This is a genomic window from Campylobacter sputorum subsp. sputorum, assembly GCF_008245005.1.
Taxonomy (GTDB): Bacteria; Campylobacterota; Campylobacteria; order Campylobacterales; family Campylobacteraceae; genus Campylobacter_F; species Campylobacter_F sputorum.
Genome location: NZ_CP043427.1, coordinates 471,627 through 496,519, shown reverse-complemented (window position 1 = coordinate 496,519; position 24,893 = coordinate 471,627). Strand labels below are relative to the sequence as shown.

At 30.0% G+C, this 24,893-nt stretch carries 22 protein-coding genes and 1 pseudogene; 3 read left to right on the top strand and 20 right to left on the bottom strand.

The genetic code is table 11. The annotated features are described in order from the left end of the window. Positions 1-19 precede the first annotated feature (19 nt). The 13 genes from CSPT_RS02455 to CSPT_RS02400 all read right to left on the bottom strand — a co-directional run bounded on the left by CSPT_RS02455 (position 20) and on the right by CSPT_RS02400 (position 13,418). Positions 20-1,072: a YeiH family protein gene (locus CSPT_RS02455; protein WP_181892285.1), complete on the bottom strand. Its 1,053-nt coding sequence runs from the start codon at positions 1,070-1,072 to the stop codon at positions 20-22. Between the two features lie 285 nt (positions 1,073-1,357). Then, complete coding sequence (locus CSPT_RS02450; RefSeq protein ID WP_089182142.1) at positions 1,358-2,239, bottom strand: hypothetical protein; 882 nt, start codon at positions 2,237-2,239, stop codon at positions 1,358-1,360. Between the two features lie 8 nt (positions 2,240-2,247). Then, complete coding sequence (locus CSPT_RS02445) at positions 2,248-2,964, bottom strand: disulfide bond formation protein B (RefSeq protein WP_089182141.1); 717 nt, start codon at positions 2,962-2,964, stop codon at positions 2,248-2,250. Between the two features lie 9 nt (positions 2,965-2,973). Further along, positions 2,974-3,141: a hypothetical protein gene (locus CSPT_RS09040; RefSeq protein WP_161492071.1), complete on the bottom strand. Its 168-nt coding sequence runs from the start codon at positions 3,139-3,141 to the stop codon at positions 2,974-2,976. 71 nt (positions 3,142-3,212) lie between these two features. Further along, positions 3,213-4,808: an arginine--tRNA ligase gene (argS, locus tag CSPT_RS02440; RefSeq protein ID WP_089182140.1), complete on the bottom strand. Its 1,596-nt coding sequence runs from the start codon at positions 4,806-4,808 to the stop codon at positions 3,213-3,215. 18 nt (positions 4,809-4,826) lie between these two features. Beyond that, positions 4,827-5,021: a twin-arginine translocase TatA/TatE family subunit gene (gene tatA / locus CSPT_RS02435; protein WP_089182139.1), complete on the bottom strand. Its 195-nt coding sequence runs from the start codon at positions 5,019-5,021 to the stop codon at positions 4,827-4,829. A 23-nt stretch (positions 5,022-5,044) separates the two neighbouring features. After that, positions 5,045-5,656, bottom strand: coding sequence for a guanylate kinase (gmk, locus tag CSPT_RS02430; protein ID WP_089182138.1), 612 nt, complete (start codon positions 5,654-5,656; stop codon positions 5,045-5,047). A gap of 2 nt (positions 5,657-5,658) precedes the next feature. Then, on the bottom strand, positions 5,659-7,071 hold the full coding sequence (locus CSPT_RS02425; RefSeq protein ID WP_089182137.1) for a hypothetical protein: 1,413 nt from the start codon (positions 7,069-7,071) through the stop codon (positions 5,659-5,661). 58 nt (positions 7,072-7,129) lie between these two features. After that, entirely contained in the window at positions 7,130-7,903 is a 774-nt protein-coding gene (fliR, locus tag CSPT_RS02420; protein WP_089182136.1) for a flagellar biosynthetic protein FliR, read from the bottom strand. Then, positions 7,894-8,538 (bottom strand): ABC transporter ATP-binding protein, encoded by a 645-nt coding sequence (locus CSPT_RS02415; protein WP_089182135.1) that lies wholly within the window; start codon positions 8,536-8,538, stop codon positions 7,894-7,896. The genes fliR and CSPT_RS02415 overlap by 10 nt, the downstream gene beginning before the upstream one ends. Before the next feature lie 2 nt (positions 8,539-8,540). Continuing rightward, positions 8,541-9,599 carry a translation elongation factor Ts gene (tsf, locus tag CSPT_RS02410; protein WP_089182134.1) on the bottom strand — a complete coding sequence of 353 codons (1,059 nt, stop codon included), beginning with the start codon at positions 9,597-9,599 and terminating at the stop codon, positions 8,541-8,543. Continuing rightward, the gene (rpsB, locus tag CSPT_RS02405) at positions 9,599-10,390 is read right to left on the bottom strand and encodes a 30S ribosomal protein S2 (protein ID WP_089182133.1); all 792 of its coding nucleotides are present in this window, start codon (positions 10,388-10,390) and stop codon (positions 9,599-9,601) included. Before rpsB ends, tsf begins: the two co-directional genes overlap by 1 nt. A gap of 187 nt (positions 10,391-10,577) precedes the next feature. After that, positions 10,578-13,418 (bottom strand): FAD-binding and (Fe-S)-binding domain-containing protein, encoded by a 2,841-nt coding sequence (locus CSPT_RS02400; RefSeq protein ID WP_089182132.1) that lies wholly within the window; start codon positions 13,416-13,418, stop codon positions 10,578-10,580. 151 nt (positions 13,419-13,569) lie between these two features. Here CSPT_RS02400 and CSPT_RS02395 point away from each other — a divergent pair, with 151 nt between their 5' ends. Next, positions 13,570-13,950, top strand: coding sequence for an HIT family protein (locus CSPT_RS02395; RefSeq protein WP_089182131.1), 381 nt, complete (start codon positions 13,570-13,572; stop codon positions 13,948-13,950). Then, on the top strand, positions 13,934-14,788 hold the full coding sequence (locus tag CSPT_RS02390; RefSeq protein ID WP_089182130.1) for a cache domain-containing protein: 855 nt from the start codon (positions 13,934-13,936) through the stop codon (positions 14,786-14,788). The genes CSPT_RS02395 and CSPT_RS02390 overlap by 17 nt, the downstream gene beginning before the upstream one ends. Before the next feature lies 1 nt (position 14,789). On the opposite strand, the gene CSPT_RS02385 is transcribed toward CSPT_RS02390, so the two are convergent. From CSPT_RS02385 to CSPT_RS02355, 7 genes and pseudogenes are all read right to left on the bottom strand, one after another. Then, entirely contained in the window at positions 14,790-15,920 is a 1,131-nt protein-coding gene (locus CSPT_RS02385) for a sensor histidine kinase (protein ID WP_235610078.1), read from the bottom strand. Beyond that, positions 15,913-16,571: pseudogene (locus CSPT_RS02380) on the bottom strand (response regulator transcription factor). The gene CSPT_RS02385 and the pseudogene CSPT_RS02380 overlap by 8 nt, the downstream one beginning before the upstream one ends. 1 nt (position 16,572) lies before the next feature. After that, the gene (gene nrfD, locus CSPT_RS02375; RefSeq protein ID WP_089182129.1) at positions 16,573-17,544 is read right to left on the bottom strand and encodes an NrfD/PsrC family molybdoenzyme membrane anchor subunit; all 972 of its coding nucleotides are present in this window, start codon (positions 17,542-17,544) and stop codon (positions 16,573-16,575) included. Further along, entirely contained in the window at positions 17,537-18,103 is a 567-nt protein-coding gene (locus CSPT_RS02370) for a 4Fe-4S dicluster domain-containing protein (protein ID WP_089182128.1), read from the bottom strand. Before CSPT_RS02370 ends, nrfD begins: the two co-directional genes overlap by 8 nt. 10 nt (positions 18,104-18,113) lie before the next feature. Further along, positions 18,114-20,393 carry a thiosulfate reductase PhsA gene (gene phsA, locus CSPT_RS02365; protein WP_089182127.1) on the bottom strand — a complete coding sequence of 760 codons (2,280 nt, stop codon included), beginning with the start codon at positions 20,391-20,393 and terminating at the stop codon, positions 18,114-18,116. Between the two features lie 68 nt (positions 20,394-20,461). Then, the gene (locus CSPT_RS02360) at positions 20,462-21,142 is read right to left on the bottom strand and encodes a response regulator transcription factor (protein WP_235610077.1); all 681 of its coding nucleotides are present in this window, start codon (positions 21,140-21,142) and stop codon (positions 20,462-20,464) included. Position 21,143: 1 nt separating this feature from the next. Further along, positions 21,144-22,820 carry a sensor histidine kinase gene (locus CSPT_RS02355; protein WP_089182126.1) on the bottom strand — a complete coding sequence of 559 codons (1,677 nt, stop codon included), beginning with the start codon at positions 22,818-22,820 and terminating at the stop codon, positions 21,144-21,146. A 130-nt stretch (positions 22,821-22,950) separates the two neighbouring features. Between CSPT_RS02355 and CSPT_RS02350 the strand changes: the two genes are divergently transcribed. Further along, positions 22,951-24,804 (top strand): aryl-sulfate sulfotransferase, encoded by a 1,854-nt coding sequence (locus CSPT_RS02350; protein ID WP_089182125.1) that lies wholly within the window; start codon positions 22,951-22,953, stop codon positions 24,802-24,804. The last annotated feature ends 89 nt before the right edge of the window (positions 24,805-24,893 follow it).

Here is a 24,893-nt window from a genome sequence, read left to right as displayed (position 1 = left end):
TTTTTATTTAACATTAATTTTATATAAAATATTTTACAGATAAATATCCAAAAGCCAAAAGCCAAATAGCTATTATTATCGCTTGTAAAAACGGCTTAAATCCAGCATTTTTTAACACATCTTTTCTCATTGTAAAGCCAAGCGCACACATAGCAACACTTAATAAAAATGTATCAAAAAGCTCTATGTAAGGCAGTGTAAATTTAGGGAAAAAACTAATTGAGCCGACACCAACAGCAACTAAAAACCATAATGCAAAATACGGCACAGAAGATTTTAAATTTCTCTTTTCTTTTTCATCGCCAAATGATAAAAATCCTATCATTATCAAAAATGGCACAAGCATTAAAACTCTAAGCATTTTTATGATAACAGAATTATTTGCACCTTCACCTCCAACAGCAGCTCCAGCTGCGACAGCATGAGCTACCTCATGCAAAGTTCCACCCATCAAAACTCCCATATGTGAAGCATCTAAATCAAATACACCCATTTTAAATAAAATAGGATAAGCAAACATTCCAATAGTTCCAAAAACAACAACTGTGCAAATCGCAACTCCAACATGCTCGCTTTTACCTTTTATAACACTATTTGTCGCTAAAACCGCAGCAGCACCGCAAATAGAACTTCCAGATGCTATCAATGCTGATAATTTTTTTTCTATTCCCAAAGCTCTGCCTATAAAATATCCGATAAAAAATGTCAAAAAAACCACACAAGCAGCCAAAATAACACCTTTTGCACCAACATAAATAATATCATCTATAGTTATTCTAAATCCATAAAATATAATTCCAAGTCTTAAAATCTGCTTTGTGCTAACAGCAATCACGCCAGTTCTAACAAGAAGTGATGTGAGATTTCTCGCTATATTTCCAAAAAAAGCTCCAAGTATAATTGCGATTATAAGAGGGCTTAATCCAAGTGTAGAAAATGGTTGCATTTTCGATAAACCAAAAGAGCATAGCGTCAAAACAACGAGCAAAATATAAGCTCTATTTTTTCGTTTTTTAAAAATTTTCTCGTGGGCTATCTGTTTTTTAGATGCTTTGTTGCTATTTTTATACATATTTATCCTTTTAAAAAGCGTGATTATAACAAAATATATTTTAATTGAATAATTATATTTTTTATTATAAAAAAATTAAAAGAAATCAATAAGTAAAAATAGCTGTTAAAACATTTGGAATATTTTTGAAATTTGTAAAAAAGTATCAAAATAACATTTTTTATATCTCAAAAATATACTATTTAAAAAATTAATAATATAATTTAAAAACAACTTGAAAACACTTAATGCTGTGTAAAATTATTAAAGTTATAAACAATGTGAATTTATCACATTGTTTATAACTTACTCAGCCTTAAAAGTATATATAAAATTCTTGCCACTTTCTCTCGAAGCTATGTAAAATATGCCATCTTTAATTGCAAGAGCTGTAGCGTCTTTAACATCTTTAAACACATATACATCAACTATCGTTCTTGTACGAGAATCAAGTTTTAAAATGCTTGAATACTGAATAGATAACAAATATACAAACTCACCATTTGCATCCATTCCAGTTATGTAGTAATCGTTCAAATTTCTTTGATCTTTGATTTTTAAATTCTCACCAAATGTCGGTATAAACTCACTTGAAAGCATATTATCTTCTTCACTAAAACTTGCGATACTCCAATACTCCTTAATATCATCAGGTACAGTAGCTATAAAAAATTCTTTATAAAAATCACTATAATCCCATGATAAAATATATTGTTGTTTTGCACGTATTGTGTAATATCTGTCTTTGAAATCAAGCGTGAAATTTTCATATCCTTTTAAAAGATAACGCCACGCCAAATTTATTTCTTCTTTGCTCTTATTTGTATCATGTTTAAAAAACGCATAAGTTTTGTTATAGCTCATAATTCCAATAGAATCTTTAAAATACGCAGCTGAAACACCATCTTCAAACTGAATAATCCAATCTTTTGTATTTTTTAAATAACTTTTTTCCTTTTTTAAATTTTCATCTAGTGTTAAAAGCTCTAAATCTTTAGTTGCAATTAAAAATTCTCCATTTTGATAATCAAGCCCTAAAACAGGCGATTTTGTTGTTAAATTTAGCTCAAATTTATCAATTGCACTAAGTTGTTTTACATTTTCAACCGCACCTTTATTAAAATCTAACTCAAAATTATGTGCAAAAAGTGTTACACAAAGGGCTAAAATAAAATTTATAATTTTCATAGTATCTCCTAGTTAGGTAAATATGGTAATTTCGGATTCCAATCATTTCTGTAATCAATTTCTGTCTCATACCAATGATCTAGTTCCCAAAACCACTTCGATACATCAAAGGTCATCCTTGAAGGTGTTGCAGATGCGTTAAATGGTGGCAAACCAGCAGTTACAAGTGCTTGAACCAAGTTAAAAGCCATAACTACAACAAATACAATAATTGCAATTTTACCAAGTAAAAATTCAGGCAAAATTTTGCCATATTCGCCTTTTTCACTTTTATGAATAATACTTCCAACATTTCTTCCAAGCAATAAAATCAAACCTAAAAATACAAATACAAAAAAATGCACTACTACAACCCAAAACTGAGTATGAGCACCTAAAATTTCAAGACCAAAGCCTTGTTTAATATCCAAATATCCGCCGTATGTACCATCTAAACTATAATGCACTAATCCATCATACAATCCTAAGCATGTTAAAAATAAAATACTAGCTAAGTATTTAATTTTAAAACCATAACGAATAACTAAAAGTGCAACAAAAGAAATAGCAACCATACAAAATCTCTCATGCCAACACATAATGCATGGACTATCGCCCATTCCAAAACCCAAAATAATGCATGCAATTCCAACTGGAAGTGCTACTAAAAGTAACGCAGCAAGTGCAAAAAGATTGAAAAACAATTTTTCGTCATCGCCCCAAGCGATATTTTGATTTGTATTCATTGCACCCTCCTAAAAATTACCCATTGGTAAAATTGTAAATTTATTTACATATGCCATCATAAAAATCAGTATAAAAATTCCAAGATACGCAAAACAAAAAACCAACTTTTGTTTATGTGGTTTTAGCCAAATATATATGCCTGCCAATAAAAACATCAATACCATTAAAAATTCCATAGTATCTCCCTTAAACAAACTTTATAAATTTACAAAATTATAATTTAATTTTAATAAAAAAATAATAAATCCTAGTGCTCCATCTTATCTTTTGCTTTTATACCCATTAATGATAATCCAGTTTTAATGCAAAGTGCAACAACTCCAAAAAGTTTTAGAAGCTCATTTTCATTTTCGCTACCAACAACCCTATTATCATTATAAAATTTATGAAAGCTTGATGATAAAGCATATAGATAATCACTAAGCTTTTGTACCTGCCTTGAGCTAAAAGCATCTTCTAAAACTTCATTTAAAAGAAGTGCTTCAAAAAGTAAATTTTTACAATCCTCACTTAAATTTGAAAAATCAGCATCTATAACATCATTTAAATTTTTGTTAGCTTTACCAAAAACTTGATTTATCCTTGCATGAGCATAATTTATATAAAAAATAGGGTTTGAACTATCTTGTTTTTTAAGACTATCAATGTCAAATTCTAGCTGTGTGTCGTTTTTCTTGCTAACAAAAATAAATCTCAACGCATCAGAACCCAACTCTTGCGTAACCTCGCTCATAAGTACAACATTTCCGGATCTTTTACTCATCTTGTAAGGCTTTGAATCTTTAAGCAAACTTACCATTTGCATTAAAATAACTTCTAGTTTATTTTCGTCATAACCCAAAAAATGAATGGCTGATTGCATTCTTTTTATATAACCATGATGATCAGCGCCCCAGATATTTATACATCTATCAAAACCGCGTTCAAATTTATCATTATGATAGACTATATCTCCGGCTAGATATGTTGGACGACCATCTTCTCTGATGACAACTCTATCCATCTCATCGCCAAGTTCGCTTGATTTTATCCAAACTTTTTCATCTTTTTCATACATACCGCCAGTTTTTTGCAGTTTTTGTATAGTTAAATCAAGTTTATCATAAAAACCTCTCTCACTAACCCAGTTTTGTATAGAGATATTTGCATCGCTTAAATCTTTTTTAATTATTTTTAAAACTTCATCTTTTGCCCATAAACATAGTTTTTCAAAGTAATTTTCATCATAAAAAATTTCTTTGCCAAAAAGCTCATTTGCCTTTAATGCAAGTTCGTTTATATACTCGCCTCTATAAAATTTTTCAGGATAACTTACTTTTTCGTTAAATAAATTATCTTTTGCATATAAAATAATAGAAGTACCAAGAAGATCTATTTGATTTCCAGCATCATTTATATAATACTCTGTAGTGATATCATAACCCACATGAGATCCAATTCTATATAGAGTATCTCCATAAACAGCACCCCTAACATGACCTATATGAAGCGGTCCGGTTGGATTTGCACTAATGTATTCTATAAGTATTTTCTCATCTTTTTTGTCACTTTTACCAAAATCACTACTATGATTTAATGCATTTAAAGCAAGTAAATTTAAAAAATTATTTGATAATTTAAAATTCAAATATCCATTTACTGCCGTAATTTCACTAAAAATATCGCTATTAACAAATTTCTTAGCTAATTCTTCGGCTATAATTTTTGGAGACTTTTTCATCTCTTTTGCCAACGAAAATGCAACAGGACTAGCATAATGTGCTAAATTTCTATCCTTAGGTTTTTCTAAAACTACATCAAAACCTAAGATATTTTTTATCTCTTTTAAAACAATATTTTTCAAAAATTTTCCTAAATTTTATTATGCTTTTTTATCTTCTAATTCATCTTTATCTTTTGTTTTAGATGCAACATCCTCATCGTCTTCTAACTCTTTTTTAAATGTTTTAATTCCCTTACCAACACCCTTTGCAAGTTCTGGTATCTTTTTTGCTCCAAAAAGCAAAACTATAATAATTAAAACTATAACCCAGTGGCTAATACTTGAAAATCCCATTTTTTACCCTTTAATTAAATTTTTTAAGATTCTAACCAATTATTTATGCTTTCGCGTAAATTTATGTTAGAGCTTTTTATACGCATACAATTTAAAATAGAACGCAAATTTTTATATGACTGCTCTAAATCATCATTTATAAAGAAATAATCATATTCTAAAATATGCTCCATCTCTCCGACAGCATTAAAAATCCTCTGTTCTATAATATCATCACTATCTGTACCTCTATTTTGAAGTCTTTTTTTAAGCTCTTTTTGATCTTTTGTTGTTATAAATAAAGATGTTGTAATATCTGCAAATTTCGACATTACTATTTTAAAACCTTGAACATCTATATCAAAAATAACGATTTTATCTTGCTCTAATGCTTCTTTAACAGGCTTTAATGAAGTTCCATAATAATTTTTATGAACTTTAGCCCACTCCAAAAAATCGCCATTTTCTATACCTTGCTTAAATTCATCTTGAGATATGTAATGATAATTTACACCATTTTTCTCACCATCTCTGATATCTCTTGTTGTAGAGGATATAGAAAAATAAATCCCATCTTCTTCTTTTAGCAATCTTTCTAAAAGTGTGCTTTTACCGCTACCGCTAGGACCAGAAATAACTAAAATTTGCCCAGCCAACTTTACTTATCCTCAAAAGTTATATTTATATTTATTTTCATATTTTTCAACGCTTCTCTAATGCTGCTTTGACTCAAAGTTGAATTAATCTCATCGCTAATTTTGTTGGCAATATCCTTCTTTAAAGAATCATTTTTTATATCAAGCTCATCGTGAATATTTAAATTGGTATCTTCGTTTATATTTTCATCATTATTTTCAACATTATCCACAACTTCTTCATTTAGTGCTACTTTCATAGCTTTTTCTGTAATTTCGTTTATATCCTGTATATCTTCATTAGATAATTGCTCTATATTTTTATCTTCAACCTTGTCTTCAAAAGTAGCTTCTTCGCTATCAAATTCAGGTGCCTCGTCTTCTTGTAAATTTATATCTTCTTCATATGCATTCTCACTTAAAGAATCATCTTCAATCAAATCTTCTTTAAAATTATCTTGTAAATCATCTTGTTGTTCATCTAAATTTTCACCAACTTCTTCATTTTCATCAACAAGACCACTATCTAAATTCACATCATCTTTTAAAGAATCTTCTTCCAAATTTGTCTCTACGACATCTTCTTGTAAATCATCTTGCCCTAAAACTTCATCTAAGCTTTTTTCAAAATCATCTTGATTTTCTTCATTTGTTTGAATAGCTTCATCTTCTAAATTCTCAGTAGGTATCTCTTCTTTTAACTGACTTGCCATATCATCTTGTAAATTTTGCTCATCACTACTTTCATCACCCATATTATCTATCTCATCTATAATGCTAGTAATTTCGTCTATGTCATCTACATTATCTGTATTGATATCTGAAATTTCTTTTTCCAAACTTTCTTTAAAATCATCTACGCTTTGATTTTCTTGCGTATCGCATACCTCTGATATATCTTCATTTTCAAATAATTCGCCATGTTCTTCTTTTGTATTGTCTAAATTTTCTATATCTAATTTTTCATCAATATCTTTATTTGCGATATCTTCATTTTTAATGTTATCTTCGTCTATACTTAAATTATCTTTTAAGTCATTTTCTAAACTACTAGACATTTCTATATCATTCATAACATCTTCAAAATCAGCGAATTTGATATCATCGTCTTCTTTTGGCTCTACATCAGCAAAAGAATTTTGTGAAAAAGACTCAATAATTTCTATAAATCTAGTTGGCAAGAAAGGTTTTTCTAAAATTTCGCCACCTTCTGGTATATTTTCTAAATTTTTAGGCACCAAAAAAACAGTATGATTTGCAAGCGATGTTAAGCTAGAATCAAAGCCATCTATTTCGCTATCTACCACAAGAATATCTACATTAGAAGTAATCTCATCCCTAGAAGCAACTTCTTGAAAATCATATCCAAGTTTATTTACGCTTAAGCTAATAAGTCTTGAAACAGCGGGGTTATTATTTAACAAAACAACTTTCATTAATTTCTCCTTTGAAAACCAACTGCTTTATTTTATGATAAATTTGATTATTAATTGCTTAGCTAAAAAATAAATTTGGTAAATTATTCATAGCAGCTAGTAAAAGTTTTTTAAAAACTTCCATAATTATACCAAGAATTGCTATTAAAACCACATATGCCATACAAATTTTTATAGGATATCCAACTATCAAAAGATTAAATTGCGGCATAGTTTTCATAAGCATTCCAAATATAAAATCAGCCATAAGCGAAAATGCTAATACTGGAAAAGCTATAATAAAACCAAACATAAATAAATTTACCACACTTTTTGATACATATGTTAAAAGCTCTGGATTTGGATAAAAGCTGCCAAGTGGTATAAAATCAAGCGAGTTTGAAAAAAACATTATCACAACATGATGACAATCCAAAAGTAAAAAAAGTATAAGTGCTATAAAATTTAATATATTTGAAATAATAGGCGTATTTATACCACTTTGCGGATCTATAACATTTGCCATAGTTAAGCCCATAACAAAGGCGATTTGCTCTCCTGCAAGTTGCAAGGCTGCAAATACAAGATACAAAATTATACCAGCACAAAGTCCAAAAAGTGCCTCGCTAAGAATTTCAAAAACTAGATAATTCATATAACCATCATTAAAATTTACTATCTTAGCCATAGGGAAAAACAAAATTGTAAATAAAAGCGAAAGAGAAGTTTTTATTACAAAAGGAATTTGAGTATGTGAAAAAAATGGGAAAAACAAAAACAAAGCACTCATTCTAACAAAAAGTAGCATAAATGTTAAAGTATTTTGGTTAGATATAAAATTTACTAACTCCATTTTTGTAGTTGTCTGTTTTCAAGACGATAAATTTGTGAGCATTTTGAAGCCAAAAGCTCATCATGTGTAACTAGGATAAGTCCGCCTTTTTTTTCTTTTACATAATCAAATAAAACACTCATAACTTCTTTTGAAGTAGCTTTATCTAAATTTCCAGTTGGCTCATCAGCAAAAATTATCTTAGGTTCTTTATTTAAAACCCTCGCAATGCTAACCCTTTGCTGCTGTCCGCCACTTAACTCTGTAGCTTTTTGGTTTAAAACATTAGAAATTTGCAATTTTTCACATAAGTCTTTATCTAATTTTTTGTTATTTAAAACAGAAGCAAGCTCTATATTTTCCAAAGCACTAAAACCTTTAAAAAGATAATGTGATTGAAATATTATACCAAAATCATTTCTTCTTATATCAAGTTTTTGTTTGTCATTTAGAGTGTATATTGATCTATTTTTATAAATTACTTCGCCAGTTTTTGGCTTTAAAAGAGTTGATAATGCATGTAAAAGAGTGGATTTACCGCAGCCACTAATACCAAGTATAGCTATAGTATCACACTCGTTTAAATTTAAATTTACATTTTCAAAGAGCGGGTAATCATACTCGCAAGATAAATTCTCCGCTCTTAAAAGTTCCATTTTTAGCCTATTTGAGCTGCTACCTCAGCTGCAAAGTCTTCGCTTTTTTTCTCTAAACCCTCACCAACTTCAAATCTAACATAGTTTGTTATAGTGATTTTACCGCCAAGCTCTTTGCTTTTTTCGTTTATTACTTGCTCTATAGTCTTTTTATCATCCATTACAAAAAATTGTCCAAGAAGTGTAAGTCTTTGATCTAAAATAGTATTATCAGCAACAAATCTATCTATTTTACCTGGAATTATGTGATCCCAAATTTTTTCAGGTTTTCCTTCTGCTTTTAATTCAGCTTTTATATCTTCTGTAGCTTTTTTCATAACTTCATCACTTAATTGCAATCTACTTGCAAAATGAGGTATATGATGAAGCGGTTTTCCAAGTCTTGATAACTCTTCATTATCTTTTTCAAGTTCAGCTTTTAGTGCGATAAATTCTTTTTCAACAAAATCTTTATCCAAATCTTTATAGCTTATAACTTGAGGTTTCATAGCGGCTGCATGCATACAAAGTTGTCTTAAAAAATCAGCAACTTTTGATTTATCAGCACCTTCGCAAGTTGCACCTATTATAACAGCTACTCTATTATTTGAATGGATATAACCATTTAAAACACCATTGCTTTGTTCAACAGTAGCAAATCTTCTAACAACGATATTTTCGCCTATTGTTGCTATTTGAGTTTTTAAATTTTCATCAAATTTAACACCATTTATCATACTAGCATTTAACTCATCTGTTGTTTTTATAGATTTGTCTTGTATATGTTGTGCTGTATTTTCTACTAATGAGATAAATTGTGCATTTTTTGCAACAAAATCTGTTTCTGAATTTATCTCAACAACAGTAGCTTTTGTTAGTTCTTTGTTTATAGCGATACTAACAAGACCTTCACTTGCTAATCTATCAGCTTTTTTTGCAGCTTTTCCAAGACCTTTTTCTCTTAGATAATCAACTGCTTTTTCCATATCTCCATTTGTTTCAACAAGTGCTTTTTTGCACTCCATCATTCCAGCTCCAGTACTTTCACGAAGCTCTTTTACCATAGCTGAGCTTATTTGCATTACTCTTCCTCCGCTTCTTCAAAATCTTCTTCACTCATAGCTTCGTCAAGAATCTCATCTTTTTCTTCTTTAGTTACAGGATCTTTCTCATCTTGCACGCTCTCATCTTGATCTCTTAAAGCTTTACCTTCGTTTATTGCCTCTGCAAATTCCGCACAAAATAGTTGAATAGAACGAATCGCATCATCATTTCCAGGAATCGGATAATCCACAACATCTGGATCACAGTTTGTATCAATTGGTGCAACAACAGGAATTCCAAGTCTATTTGCTTCTGTTACTGCTATTTTTTCTTTTACAGTATCAATAACAAAAAACATATCAGGAAGAGTTTTCATATTTCTAATACCACCTAGAGTGTCTATTAATTTCTCTTTTTTGCGGCGTAGCATTAAAGCTTCTTTTTTTGTAAGAAGGTTTATAGAGCCATCTTCTTCCATTTTTTCTATAACATCTAATTTTCTTATTGATTGGCGAATTGTATCAAAGTTTGTCATCATACCGCCAAGCCATCTATGATTTACATAAGGCATACCACATTTTTCAGCATACTCTTTTATAGCTAAACCTGATTGTTTTTTTGTTCCAACAAAAAGTATAGTTTTGCCCTCAGCTGCTGCGTCTCTAACGATATTGTATGTATATCTGAAATATCTAATAGTTTTTTGTAAATCTATTATATAAATACCTTTTCTCTCACCAAAAATGAATTTTTTCATCTTTGGATTCCATCTTCTAGTTTGGTGACCAAAATGAACACCACATTCTAGTAAATCTCTCATTGTAACCATGAGTTGTCTCCTTATGCGAAAAATCGCGAAATTTAGTTTTTCCTCCACACCCCTTAACAAGTTGCCATTTTAAAATTTAAAAGGCAGTTTGCAACCAAATTTAGGAATGGATGTGTGTGAAATGAAACTTAAATTATAGCGGAGTTTTATTTAAACTACGCTAAATTTAAGTTTATATTAAATAGTTTTAATGCTTTTTACTAGAACATCTATCTAGCAAATAAGCTATACTTTGAAAAGATATATCGCTTTGGGAATTTAGCCCTACTTCACAACTAGAGCTAGAACTAACGCCTATTGTAGCTGCTTTAAATTTTATCTCTTTGGATAAATTTTTTGTAGCACTTAAATTTAACTCTGGTGTGAAAAATCCTTTATCTCCAGCAAATCCACAACACGCAAAACTTTCTATATCAAAAACGCTATTTGAACACATTTTGGCAAGTTTTTCTATGTAATCAGATTTACCACTTTTTTTCAGTTCACACTGCTTATGAACAATTATGGTTTCATCTATTTTTTTGATATCTAAATTTGAAGATATTTTATATAAAAATTCACTTATGTCAAGAATTTTTAAAGAGCTATTTTGTTTAGCAGCCATTTTTAGCGTATGATAAAAACACGCAGAATGATCTATAACTATATCGTATTTACCGCCATTACTAGCTTTTAAAAGAATATCTAAAAATTTATCTTGATTTTGCTTTTGTATACTATCGTAATTTACAAAACCCATACCACAGCAAAGTCTGTCTAAATCTTGTGGATAAATCACATTTACATTAGCTTTTTTGCATAAACTTTCAAAAACTTCTTGTAAAGCCCTAGTATCACGCATTTTTTTGTTTGGTGCAAAGCCTCTGTTTATACAGGTTGTAAAATACACAACGCTAGTTTGATTTTGTGATGAAATTTGGCTTTTTAGCTCATAAGTATTTGCTCTTGGCATAACGCTTGGTGCATAAGGAAACATAGGAATTTTTGAGTGGATTGCTGAAGTAATTTTAGATATATTTTTTTCTCCTATTACTTTACTAGCAAGTTCATCTGTTTTTAGTGCAAATTTCGCTATTTTCACTGTTTTATCTATGTTGTTATAAATTTTATTTGCTAAATTTAGTGTTTTATCACTAGCTGCTTTTCTTAAACTAAGTGCTATTTTTGCTGTATCTATGCTAAGAGGACACAAATCTTCGCACATAGAACAAGCTGCACAAGTTTCGGCACCATAATACTCAAAACCTTTTTTTAACTCATCTGAAAGTTTGATATCGCCATCTTCTAATGCCCTTTGCTGCTCTCTTAAAACTCCTATCCTTTGCCTAGGCGTTAAAGTGATATTTTTTGACGGGCAATTTCTCTCACAAGCCCCACATTCCATACAAAGATTAAACAAATCATCAATTTGCGACATTACCTTCATATTTTTCTTATAAATTTGCGGATCATCTGTTATGATAACATCTGGATTTAGCAAAAATTCCTTATCAAAAAGCTCTTTGACTTTTTTATTTATCTCATAAGCTTTCTTACCCCATTCAACCTCAACAAATGGTGCAACCATCCGTCCAGTACCATGTTCTGCTTTTATACTTCCACCCATATTTGCTGTCTCATAAGCCATATCTTTTACTAAATTTGAAAAATTTTCATATTCATTTTTATCACTTAAATCAGGTGTTATGACAAAATGCAAATTTCCACTTAATGCATGACCAAATATCACTCCGTTATTTTCAAATCCGTATCTTTTAAAAAGATTTTTTAGCATAATCACGCCATCGCAAAATTTATCTATTTCAAAGCAAACATCTTCAACTATAACAACGCTTTTTGACTTTCTGGCTCCAGCTGCAATCGGCAAAATTCCCTTTCTTATAGCCCACCAGCTGTTGTATTCGTTTGGATCCTTTGAAATCAGAGTTGGCATGCAAACAGGTATATCTTTAAGGGTTTGTTTTATAACTTTTAAATTTCTATCAACAATCTTTTCATCACTGCTTTGAGTTTGTAAAAGTAAGCAAGTTGCACCCTCTTTTACATTTTTTAAAAACTCAGGAACATTACTAAGATTTGCTACACTTTTTAAACAAGCATAATCCATCATCTCGGCTGCAACTACCTCTTTTTTATCAAGCGGATTTATAGCAACCACTGCCCTGCTTGCATCTTCTAGCGTTTCAAAAAACATCAAAGCACAACCTTTAAACTTAGGATCATCAACGCAGTTATATGTAACTTCGCTCACAAAACCCAAAGTTCCTTCGCTTCCTATGAAAATATGGTTTATAATATCCCTGATATCACTAAAATCAACAAAAGAATTTATACTATAACCTGTTGTATTTTTAATCTTAAATTTCTTTTCGATTAGTTTTTTAAGCTCATCATCTTTATAAATTTCATTTCTAATATCCAAAAGACCATTAACTAAATCTTTATGAGTATTTAAAAATTTACTAAAACTAACCTCATCTGATGTATCAAGCAAAGTTCCATCCATCAAAATCACTCTTAGCGAATCAATCGTTTGATATGAGTTTTGATAAACACCACAGCACATTCCACTTGCGTTATTGTTTAAAATACCGCCAATTAATGCAGTTGCTATAGTTGCAGGGTCTGGACCGATTTTTTTACCATATGGCTGCAAATATTTATTAGCATCGCTTCCGATAACACCGCATTGAAGAGTGATTTTATCTGCATTTTTTAAAATTTTATAATCTTTCCAACCATCATTTGCTATGATTAAAACACTATCGCTACAGCATTGTCCTGATAAAGAACTTCCAGCTGCTTTAAATGTTATAGGAGTTTTGCATTTCTTTGCAAGATGGATTAATTCTATAACCTCAGTTTCATTTGCTACTTTTACAACAACTTGAGGTATATATCTGTAACAAGACGCGTCTATTCCATAAGCATATCTAAGCAAATAACTATTAAAAACTCTATCTTTTGCTATCTTTTTAGCTTTTTGGATAAACTCTTCGTAGTTTGCCTCTTTCCACTTTAGTTCCATAAAAACCCTCCTTATTTTGTAATTTATATATATTTTATATACTTTACGCTTAGTTATAGTTTTGAAATTACAATTAATATAAAATTTAAGCTATATCCTTAAAATGCTAAATTTATGATATAATGGATTTTAAATTTAGCAAGGAAATGCCGTGATTTACGAAAATGATTTGATATATGTTGAACAAGAAGTTAATGAGATTCCGTGGGTAAAAATTTTCACAAAAAAAGAGTATAAAGAAATTAGTGATTGTGAAGAATTTACACAAAAAGCTATTTTTAAAGCTGCAATTTGTGTTGAAAAAACTATGATTAGTTTTTACAATCCAGATAAGATAAATATGGCTAGTTTTGCAAACTATTTACCAAGAGTGCATTTACATGTTATGGCTAGATTTAAAAATGACAGCTATTTTCCAGAGTGTATGTGGGGTAAAAAACAAAGAGATGCTAAGTTAAATTTACCAAGCTTTGATAAATTTAGTGAGCTTTTAAACAAAAATTTAAAGGAATGTTTTGAAAAAGACTCTTAAAAAATTTATACTAATAGTTGCTGTTATTTTAGTGATTATACTTGGAGTACTTTTTTATAAATTTAAAATAAGCGAAAAAGAGTTTATGGTAAAACAATATTTTGATATAAACTCAGAAATTTTACTAAGCACCATAAAAGAAGATAACATTAATGCAATGACACTTTCTTTGATACTTTCGCAAAATGAAGATATAAAAAAATGTCTTTTGTCTCAAGATAGGCATTTTTGCTATACAACATTAAATAACTATATAGATATATTAAGCAAAATTCCACTATATCAAAACATTATGCTTCACACGCATACAAGCGAATTAAAAAGCTTGGTAAGAAGTTGGAATTATGATAAATTTGGCGATGATTTGACTAAATTTAGACACACGCTTTTAGAGGTAAAAAACTCTAAAAAATCAGTTTATGGCATAGAAGCTGGGAGATGTGGAGTTTTTATAAGGGGAATTTCTCCAATTTCGTATGATAGTAAATTTTTAGGAAGCTTGGAAGTTATGCTTGATTTTAACCATTTAGATACAATAGCTAAAAGAAGAGGATATGATATATTTGTGCTTGTTGATCAAAAGTATTTTTCAGAATGCTTTCAAAGAAACTCACTTGTTAAAAATTACGCCATTTTAAATGAAAGCAGTGCAAATTTAAACATACTAACCACGCTAAAAAAATTTGATTTTGAAAATGAAGAGTTTGCAAAAATAAACTCAAATTATTTTTACAAAATAGAACTTTATGATATAAAAAACAACAAAATAGGCTTTATTATACTTCACTTTAATAATGATAAAGTAGAAAATAGCATATCAAAATTAATGCGATACTAAACTAGATATTATCTAGTATTTTATCCATATAAATGGGTATTTTATAGCTAAAAGTGCTTCCTTTTCCGTAAATAGAATTTACTTCATATTTTATGGAATACTTTTTACATATTGATGAGATGATGTTTAAACCTAATCCGAAACCACCCTGAGAATAATCTTCTCTTGTGTAGCGTTTCCAAATTTCGTTTGTATCTTTTATGCCGCGACCAAAATCCTCAACACTAAAAAGTATAAAATCATCATCTTTTTTAGTTAAATTTATAAAAATTTTACTATTTTCTTTAGAATACTTTATAGCGTTTGAAAGGTTGTTATCCACAAGTCTTGTAGCCTCAATCTCGCTCATAAAAATTTCTAAATTTTTTTCAATATTAGTTAATATTTTAATATTTTTAACATTTGCTATAGTGCTTATAAACTTAACCCTAGAGAGCAAAAAATATGAAAAATTTATCTTTATTTTAGGAAGATTAGTATAAGAATTTTTTATAAAAAACTCAACATCTTCGTAAGTTACTTTCATCTCTTTTAATGCCGATTTTATGCGATGTGTGTGTTTATCTTTGTATCCAAGCATTTCTAAATTTATAGTTGCTATGCCAAGCGGAGTTTTTAATTCATGCATAGCGTCGTTAAAAAACATACTCATAAGTTTTTTTTGTTCTTGATATGGTTTTGAAATACTTTCATAGCTTACATACATAAGTGCAAATACAACAACTATCGTTATTATAGCCATTAAAGTTGCTAAAAATATAAATTTAGTATAATCTAGCTTTTTAGCAACCACCAAAAACAACAAATCCCCATCATCAACAAATGATGTTTTATAATACAAATACCCATCGCTTTTTAAAATTTGAAAATCTCTATTTTTAGGTGCTATAGAAAGCTTGGAGTATAAAACATTATCATCTTTATCGTAAATGCCAAATTCATATATAAGTGTGCTTTTGTTTTGTATATTTTTGATATCATGTATTATCTCTTTGCTTTTGTAGATTAAATTTAAAATCTCTGTATTTTCATCTTTTTTAGAACTTAAATTTACTATTTGTATTCCTTGAAAAATAAATAGTAGCGTTATACAAATAGCAACAATTATAGGTATATTTAACCTTTTAAGCATTTATTTTGTATCCAAATCCTCTTGAAGATACTATAAAATCATCATAAGTTTTTTGTCTAATTTTACTAATATGAACTCTTATATCTGCACTATCTACATTTTTATCTTCCCAAATTTCATCTATAATTTCAGCTATACTTACAAATGAACCTATTTTGCTTAATAAATATTCTATTATAGATATCTCTTTGTTTGTTAAAACTATATCTTGATTTTTAAATTTAATAACTTTTAAAATAGTATCATATTCATAGTTATTTGCAAGTTTTATGATATTTTTGTCATCTTTATTATAATATTTCTCATAAGCTCATTAACTCTAAATTTAAGCTCAGCTAACTCAAATGGCTTTTTTAGATACTCATTGCAACCAAGTTCATAGCCGTAGGATAAATCCTCTATGCTGGTTAAAGATGTCATTATCATTATAGGAGTTTGTAAATTTAAGCTTTTTGCATATTTTATAACTTCATGTCCTGAAATTTCAGGAACTTTTATATCTAAGATTAAAAGATGATAGCTTGAAGCAGCTATCTTGTCGCACGCTTCAAGCCCATCACTAGCCTCATCAACTTCGTATCCAAGAGTTTCTAAATACTCTTTTATGCTAAGTCTATAAGCATAGTTATCTTCAAGTAATAATATCTTTATATCATACTCCTGTAAATAGTTGTCCTGCATAAACTATATAATATCTTAAAGCAATCACACCAACTAACACAACAACAGAATTTAAGATTATAAATCCTGGTTTATAAGCGTGATTTTTAAGAGCAGTAGCCGCAATAACAATAGGCATCAAAAGACCAATTCCTACAACAGCTATCCAAAATAATTTACCATAATACGGATCGCTAAGAGCTTGAGCGGCTGCAACTGCACTTTGTCCGCCTTGAAAATTCATTCCTATAAATAAAATGAAAAGCAAAGGAAGCTCAAAAAGTATAGCACGCAAATCCAAAACTAAAAGGTATTTTATGCTATCTTTGTTTAATGAACCTTTAAAAAATGCCATACCTATAAGTATGTTTGCAGCAATTCCGCTTGAAAATCCAGAAACTAAAAACAAAATAGGTAAAATAGGAGTATTCCAAAGTGGAATTTTACTAATAGCACTAAGCAAAAACCCTGTATACATTCCCACACAAATTGCAAGTATCAATAAAATATACTCTACTAATTTTGATATACTAGCAAAACTTCTAATTATTCTTGGTATAAAGCTAAATACCGATAAAACACTACTTTTTTCAATGCTATCTTCAAAAATAATAAAAGCAAAAAGCACACTAAGTGGCGTATAAACAAGCAAAAACAATACACCAAGACTCATAACAGAACCAAAATTATAAGATATAAGCAACCAGTAAAAACTAAGCGGTTTACCAAGATCAAATATGAGTAGCAAAAGACCGATTATTATAGTAACGGGCGCTGTTATTGCACCAGCTTTTACCATAGCATCCCAAATAGAAGAGGTATTATCCGAATGTTTGTTCCATTTTACAAGAAGTGCAACTATCGTACAACCCGCACTAAGACCAGCTAAAAAAAGATACACAGCAATTGGCCAAGGCCAGTAAATAGCACCATATTGTGCCATATCTCCCCACATATTATTCATGATATCCCCCTCTTGTATTTTTTATATATCCCAAAGACGGCTTTGTTCCTTTGTGAGCTTTAGGATAAATTACAGCATTTGTAGCCATTGCTTTACTTACTTCGCTATTTTTATCATTTGAATCGCCAAATATAAGTGCATTTGTAGGACAAACTGTCACGCAAGCTGGTTCAAGCCCTTTTGCAAGTCTTGTTTCATAGCAAAATGTGCATTTTCCTATAACTTTACTAACTGGATCAACAAATCTTGCATCATAAGGACAGGCTAAAACGCAGTATTTACAGCTAACACAAGTTCTTGGATCAACCAAAGTTATACCATCTTCGGTTTTAAAACTAGCTCCTGTTGGACAAACATCCACGCACGGACTTTCTTCACACATAACACAGCTTTGTCTTTCAAAATTTGTTTGTAAATTTGGAAATACACCTTTCATATTTGCGTGTACTTGAAGCCTATAAACACCATCACTTACTTTGTTTTCATTTCTACATGCAACAGAACAAGCTTGACATCCTATGCATAAATTTTCATCGTGTATCATTACATATTTTTTCATTTTATCCACCTTACAACTTTACAATATCAACGCCAACATTTGTAACCATTGTGCCACAAACATTTCCGTCAGCTGGATTTAAAATCTTACTTTGATTAGTTCCATCACCATAAGTTCTTTTCAACTCTTTACTAATATGTCCAAAGCCATGATAAACAAAAAGCGTATCTTCTCTTATCCCCTCAGTTACAAAAACGGTTCCTTTTTCTTCTCCAAAGCTATTTTTTAGCATAATCTTATCGCCGGTTTTTAGATCTTTTTTATTTGCCGTTTTTGTATTTATCCAAATTGGAGCATCTTTCATCATATCATTTAAAATTTTGATATTTTGAGTATGTCCGTTTGTATGAATAGGTGTTTTACCGCTCATTAAACAAAGCTCATGTCCATCAAAAACATCCATATTGTTGGTATTAAGACAGCCTTCTCCTGGGAGCTTTTCTTCAACTTGCAACGAAAATAGCTCTATCTTTCCGCTTGGAGTTTTAAATTTCATTTGCGAACTCATCTCACCATTTTCATCAACAAATTTAGCTGCATTTGGATATTTTTCTACAAATTTAGAAACATAACTTGCCTCTCTATAATAAACTTGTGGAACTTTCCACGAAATATAGCCATCTTTTATTAAAGTTTCTAAAAGTTTTGCATCGCCTTTTGCTTGAATCATTCTAAACTCATTTATATCATTGTATTTATAAAGACCATCAATGTTCATAATTTTAGCAAGCTTTCTAAATATCTCATATCCGCTTAAAGTGCCGTTTATTGGCTCAATTGCTTTATTTCTCATATAATATCCAGGTGCAGTGCCTGATTTATCTTGTATGCTTTCATCTCTTTCAAGATATGTCGCTTCTGGGAATACAACATCAGCATATTGGCTAAAATCGCTCATATAAATATCAATTGACATTACAAAATCAAGTTCATTTATAGCTTTTATAACATCTTGCGTTCCAGCAACATTTATAAGATGATTAAACCTGGTATTTACCCAACCCTTTATAGGATATGGTTTTTTATTTAAAATAACAGGAGCTATATCCATCAAAACACCATGTTTTCTAGGAATAAAAAAGTGTTTGCTACCATCTTCTCCACAACCATCTATTCTAGGTGATTTTGGAACTTTAAACTCGCTGTTTGGATTTGATAAAACAGGAAATAAATCTTCTCCGCAAAGCTCATTAAATTTCTTAGCATTTTTGCCAAAAAATAACCCGCCTTTTTTCTCAAAATTTCCCATCAAAGCATTTGCGATAGCTATAGCTCTTGTTCTTTGATATTCTGCTCTTGTTGTAGTGGTTTTATGTCCCCAGTCAATGATAACTTGCGGTGCTTTTGAATAAATTTCATTTGCAATTCTCTCAACACTCTCAGCACTTATGCCTGTTATTCCCTCTTGCCATTTTGGAGTAGAGTTGGCTACACTTTTTGCAACCTCATCAAATCCTATTGTATAATTCTCAATAAATTTTTTATCATATTTTTCATCTCTTATCCACACATGAATAAGTGCCATTACAAATGCCAAATCAGTTCCCGGTTTTACAGGCAGCCACTCATCAGCCTTAGATGCAACCACACTAAATCTTGGTTCTAAAACTAAAAGCTTAGTATCTTTTTTATCTGCAAAAGCCATGAGTTTTTTAGTATCTGAAATGTTAATACCTTCAAATAAATTATGACCAAAATTTACAATATATTTTGCATTTTTAAAATCTCTTTTTGGCGATGTTCCAAATGTGTGCGGAATAGCTATTTTTTCAGTAATCGGACAGCAAGACCAATGTGAAAAAATATTTGGACTTCCATAACTACAGGCAAAATTTGTCATTTGCCCATGACTTTCTCCGCTTTTTGAAGTAAAAACTACACTTTGTGGACCGTATTTTTCCTTGATTTCATTAAGTTTATCAGCTGCAAATTTAAGTGCTTCATCATAACTAACCTCTTTCCATTTGCCCTCGCCTCTTTTGCCAACTCGAATTAACGGCTTAACAAGTCTATCTTTATCATAAAGCTGATTAACTCCTGCTCCGCCTCTTGCACAAACTGCTGTTTTATTTGATGAAAATTTTGGATTTCCTGTTATAAAGGTACATTTACCCTCTTCAACTCTTACATCAACAGGACAGCGAGATGAACACATTTCGCAAATGCTTTTTACACTTTTACTTACGCCAGTACCATCAACTATATCTTTTGCACTAGCTCCTAAATTTAGCTCAAAAGCTGCTAATGTCCCAATGCCTGCTGTGCCTTTTAGAAAACTTCTTCTATCCATTTTGCACTCCTTTTTTATTGGTATGGAGTAATGTTAGACAATCATCGTAAAATTAATGTAAAATAAATTTAGCTTTTTAAAATATATCCGATTGATGAAATGTTTTCTAATTTTATATCAACAAGTTGTGATTTTATACGCTTTATAGACATTTGAAGAGCCTTTTTACTAAAATTTTCATCATTATAAACATAACTTTCTATAAGTTCATAACTAACAACATTGTTTAAGTTATATAAAAATAGCCAGAAAATTTTATGATTATTTTGCGATAAAAACACCAGCTCATCATCAAGATAGATATTTTCATTACTATAATCAACGCTTACTCTTTTGCTAATTTGCTTTTTCTCGCTTTTGATGTTTGAAAGAGCGATTATAAGCGAACTTTGTATAGTAAGCATATTTAATGGCTTTCTGATAAAATTTAAAGCACCGTGTTTTATGCTATTTAAGAAATTTTGATCGCTATCATATGATGTCATCACTATGAAATTTTGACTTGGTTTTATAGATAAGATTATTTTAATCATCTCAAATCCATTTAAATTTGACATATGCAAATCTGTTAAAATCATATCTATTTGATTTTTTTTAAAAATTTCAAGTCCTTCTAAGCCATCGCGAGCCAAAAATAGCTTTTTACAATATGGCTTTAAGCCCAATTCTAACATACTTAAAGCAGTTTCATCATCTTCAACAATCATTATAGTAAAATTTTCAAGAAGTTTTAATGTAGAAAGTTGCAAATTAGCTCCTTAAATTTATTGGTATACTTAAAGTAAATTTTGTTGGGTTTCGTGAAGAAACAAGCTGTAAATCGCCTTTTAGTTTTTGCACACAAATAGTTTTTGAAAAATATAATCCAAGACCAAAACCTAACTTTTTGTTTGTCGTTTTATCCTCGCTAAAAATTTTTTCACTAAGCTTTTCATCGATTCCATCAGCAAAATCACTCACGCTAATCTCAACAAAATTATCTACTTGATTTATCTGTATGTAAATTTGACGAATAGATACTTTTTGTGAGCTTATTATCGCATCTTTTGAATTTTGGATTAAAACCAATAAAATTTGTTGAATAAAATTTTCAATACTAACAACTTTTATGTCATTTTTAGATTCAAATTTAATCGTAATATTGTGATGAGAAAGTTCGCAATGAGTCGCAAAAATCAATGATTTTATGGATTCATTAATCCAAAATTCGCTTATTGCATCATCATTAGAATAAAAATTGCGAAAAATACTTATAGACTTATCTATCAATTCAATCTGTTTAAAGCATAAATCTAAATTTGACTTCAACATATCGTCATTTAAATTGTGATTTTGACGAAAAAATTCTGTATTTGAAAGTATTAAACTAAGTGAATTTATGGGCTGTTTTAATTGATGATTTATGCTTGTAACAAGCGTGCCTATTTCATTTAATCTAGATTTTCTAGCTAGCAAAATTTCCATTTGATTTTTCTTAATAACAAATTTTTGAATAATAAACTCATATCCCAAATTTAATACAAGCATAAAAAATATAAAAAATATAAACAACACAATGCTGTGTTCAAATATGGTTTTAAAATTTTGTTTTAAAAAATTTTCATTATTTACACCAACGCCTATTTTCCAATCAAATCTATCTATTGTGCTTAAATTTATTACATCATTATTTATTTTGATAGTTGTTTCATTATTATCTAATTTTGAGCAAGTTTGTGAAATTCCAGCTATTAAATTTTCATTATCTAATTTAGTAAGAATTTCGCCACTTTCATCAACAATAAAATAATAAAAATGCTCAGGCGGCTTAATTTTTTTGATTTTATCAAATAAACTTTTCGTTCCAAGAATTCCACATACCACACCTTTAAATTTATCTTGATCGATAATAGGTGTGCAAATATTTATAGTTCGTTCTTTTAAAATCGCATGTTGTGTTTTGTTGTTTATAGTTGTTTTCATCATAGATTTTGTTTTTACATACCAATCAAGCGTTCTTGCATTATTTATATTTGCAACAGAATTTAGACTTTTGTTATGCTCTAAATCAAAAATTTTATCAGAATTTACAAAAAAATATTTATCATCAACATAGATGTGAATGAAGTCAAAATTTGGCGATGATTGAAGAAAATTTTTGTTAAATTTTATAATTTTATTTTCATCTTGATAGATTTGATTATTTTGCAAATACACAGTAGCTGCTTCTAAACTTTTTATCTGCTCTTCTATCCAAAGAGAGATGCCATATTCTAATCTTTGGGTTGTTAAAATACGATTTTGTTCTATTTTTTGATAAACATCTTTTTTTATGTTTAGAAAAGTTACTATTAGCAAAAACATAAAAACAAGAGAAAAAATAGCCATTGTATGATATATTTTATAATTATCTATATTTAAAATTAAATTTTTAATAAATTTTTTCATAAAAATCTCCAATAAATAATTTTAGCAGTTTTTTATAAAATCTTACTTTAAGTAAATATTAATATTCGTGTTGCAATTTTGTTAATTAAAATTATTAATATAACACAAATATTATAAAAGGAGATGCAATATGAAATCAAAGATTTCTTTATCAATCTTAGTTGCAGGATTGTTAGTATGTATAACACCTGCTGATATTTACGCAGCTGGCGGAGCAAGTGGTCCAAAAACATATAATGCTGTTGGCAAAATAGGTGCAGTTGTGATGAATCCTTATGGAACAGCACCGCTTACTGCTATAATTAATGATGGCGGATATCACATAAAAGACGCCAAAGTTACGGTTAAGGGCAAAGGTAGTAAAGGCATTGATATACAATATAATGTATCAGATACAAAACTTATGCAATATGCAGGAATTCCTATTTTTGGGCTTTATCCAGATTTTATAAATACAGTTGAAGTTAGTTACACAAGATTTGAGCCGGGCGGTAAAAATGCAAAATCTCAAAAAATCAACGAAACATACTCTATTTATGCACCACCGATTACAACTTATGGCTCAGGAACTGCACAAAAAAACTTTTTACCAAAAGCTGAAGTTATAGTCCCTGCTTCACCTAAAGTTAAAAACAATTTATATCTAATGAATCATTTAAGTTCAATTTTGCCAAATGCTAGTCAAGTTGTTTGGAACCATCCTGCTGGAGGTGCCTTAGAATGGGATTATGAAAGTTATGTATGGATGATTGATACAAATGGTGACATTAGGTGGCAACTTGATGTAAGCAAATTTAGAGACCCTTATGATATAAGAAAAAAAGGCAATATGATGGGCTTTGATCAAACATCAGATGGAAATTTACTCTGGGGCATGGGTCAAACTTACAAAAAATATGACTTAATGGGTCGTAAAGTTTTTGATAGAATGCTTCCTCGTTCATACATTGATTTTTCACACCATGCAGAAGAAACAAGTAAAGGCACATATTTATTGCGTGTTGCTGATTCAGATATGAAACGCAAAGACGGCAAAAATGTAAGAACTGTTAGAGATGTGATAGTTGAACTTGATAAAGAAGGAAATGTTATAGATGAATGGAATTTAAGTGAAATTTTAGATCCGTATAGAGATAACAATATCCTAGCAATGGATCAAGGTGCAGTTTGCTTGAATGTAGATGCTAGTAAAGCTGGACAAACAGTCTCAAAAGAAGAGTTAGAGAGCGACAATATGCCATTTGGCGATGTTGCAGGTGTTGGACCTGGCAGAAACTGGGCTCATGTAAATAGCGTTAATTACGATCCATACGATGATAGTATCATTATTTCAAGTCGTCACCAAAGTGCTGTAATAAAAATAGGTAGAGATAAAAAAATAAAATGGATTTTAAGCTCTCCTGAGGGATGGAGCGATGAATATAAAAAATATATTCTAACCCCAATTGACGAAAAAGGCAAAAAGATAGTTTGTGAAGCACAAGGCTCACATTGCCCTGGATATTTAAGCGAAAAAGGTGGATTTGACTACTCATGGACACAGCATACTGCTTATGTCATACCAGAAAAATCAAAAGGTCATCTAAGACATATAAGCACTTTTGATAACGGAGATAGCCGCGGAATGGAGCAACCTGCAATGGTTAGTATGAAATACAGCCGTGCAGTTGAATACGAAGTTGATGAAAAAAATATGACCGTTAAACAAGTTTGGGAATTTGGTAAAGAAAGAGGACTTGAATGGTATAGCCCAATAACCTCGGTAACAGAATATATACCTAAAACAGATACTATGATGGTTTATAGTGCTACTGCTGGAATGGGGGATTTAGTTGCATTTAGAAATGGCACGGCAGAACTTGCTCCATATCTTCATGAGTTTAAATATGGCACAAAAACACCAGAATTAGAAATCAAAATGGTTGGTGGAAATATAATCGGTTATAGAGCATTAGTAATTGATTATAAAAAACCTTTTAACTAACAAAATTTAGCACTATCTTCAAGGTAGTGCTAAAAATTTAATTTTCTTTTGATATAACTACTCAAAATTATCCGATATAATTATTTGTA

Bases quoted from the DNA above. Each gene is read 5' to 3' on its own strand.
- CSPT_RS02455 (WP_181892285.1), bottom strand. From the start codon at position 1,072: ATGTATAAAAATAGCAACAAAGCATCTAAAAAACAGATAGCCCACGAG.
- CSPT_RS02450 (WP_089182142.1), bottom strand. From the start codon at position 2,239: ATGAAAATTATAAATTTTATTTTAGCCCTTTGTGTAACACTTTTTGCA.
- CSPT_RS02445 (WP_089182141.1), bottom strand. From the start codon at position 2,964: ATGAATACAAATCAAAATATCGCTTGGGGCGATGACGAAAAATTGTTT.
- CSPT_RS09040 (WP_161492071.1), bottom strand. From the start codon at position 3,141: ATGGAATTTTTAATGGTATTGATGTTTTTATTGGCAGGCATATATATT.
- tatA (WP_089182139.1), bottom strand. From the start codon at position 5,021: ATGGGATTTTCAAGTATTAGCCACTGGGTTATAGTTTTAATTATTATA.
- CSPT_RS02425 (WP_089182137.1), bottom strand. From the start codon at position 7,071: ATGAAAGTTGTTTTGTTAAATAATAACCCCGCTGTTTCAAGACTTATT.
- fliR (WP_089182136.1), bottom strand. From the start codon at position 7,903: ATGGAGTTAGTAAATTTTATATCTAACCAAAATACTTTAACATTTATG.
- CSPT_RS02415 (WP_089182135.1), bottom strand. From the start codon at position 8,538: ATGGAACTTTTAAGAGCGGAGAATTTATCTTGCGAGTATGATTACCCG.
- tsf (WP_089182134.1), bottom strand. From the start codon at position 9,599: ATGCAAATAAGCTCAGCTATGGTAAAAGAGCTTCGTGAAAGTACTGGA.
- rpsB (WP_089182133.1), bottom strand. From the start codon at position 10,390: ATGGTTACAATGAGAGATTTACTAGAATGTGGTGTTCATTTTGGTCAC.
- CSPT_RS02400 (WP_089182132.1), bottom strand. From the start codon at position 13,418: ATGGAACTAAAGTGGAAAGAGGCAAACTACGAAGAGTTTATCCAAAAA.
- CSPT_RS02385 (WP_235610078.1), bottom strand. From the start codon at position 15,920: ATGCTTAAAAGGTTAAATATACCTATAATTGTTGCTATTTGTATAACG.
- nrfD (WP_089182129.1), bottom strand. From the start codon at position 17,544: ATGAATAATATGTGGGGAGATATGGCACAATATGGTGCTATTTACTGG.
- CSPT_RS02370 (WP_089182128.1), bottom strand. From the start codon at position 18,103: ATGAAAAAATATGTAATGATACACGATGAAAATTTATGCATAGGATGT.
- phsA (WP_089182127.1), bottom strand. From the start codon at position 20,393: ATGGATAGAAGAAGTTTTCTAAAAGGCACAGCAGGCATTGGGACATTA.
- CSPT_RS02355 (WP_089182126.1), bottom strand. From the start codon at position 22,820: ATGAAAAAATTTATTAAAAATTTAATTTTAAATATAGATAATTATAAA.
- CSPT_RS02350 (WP_089182125.1), top strand. From the start codon at position 22,951: ATGAAATCAAAGATTTCTTTATCAATCTTAGTTGCAGGATTGTTAGTA.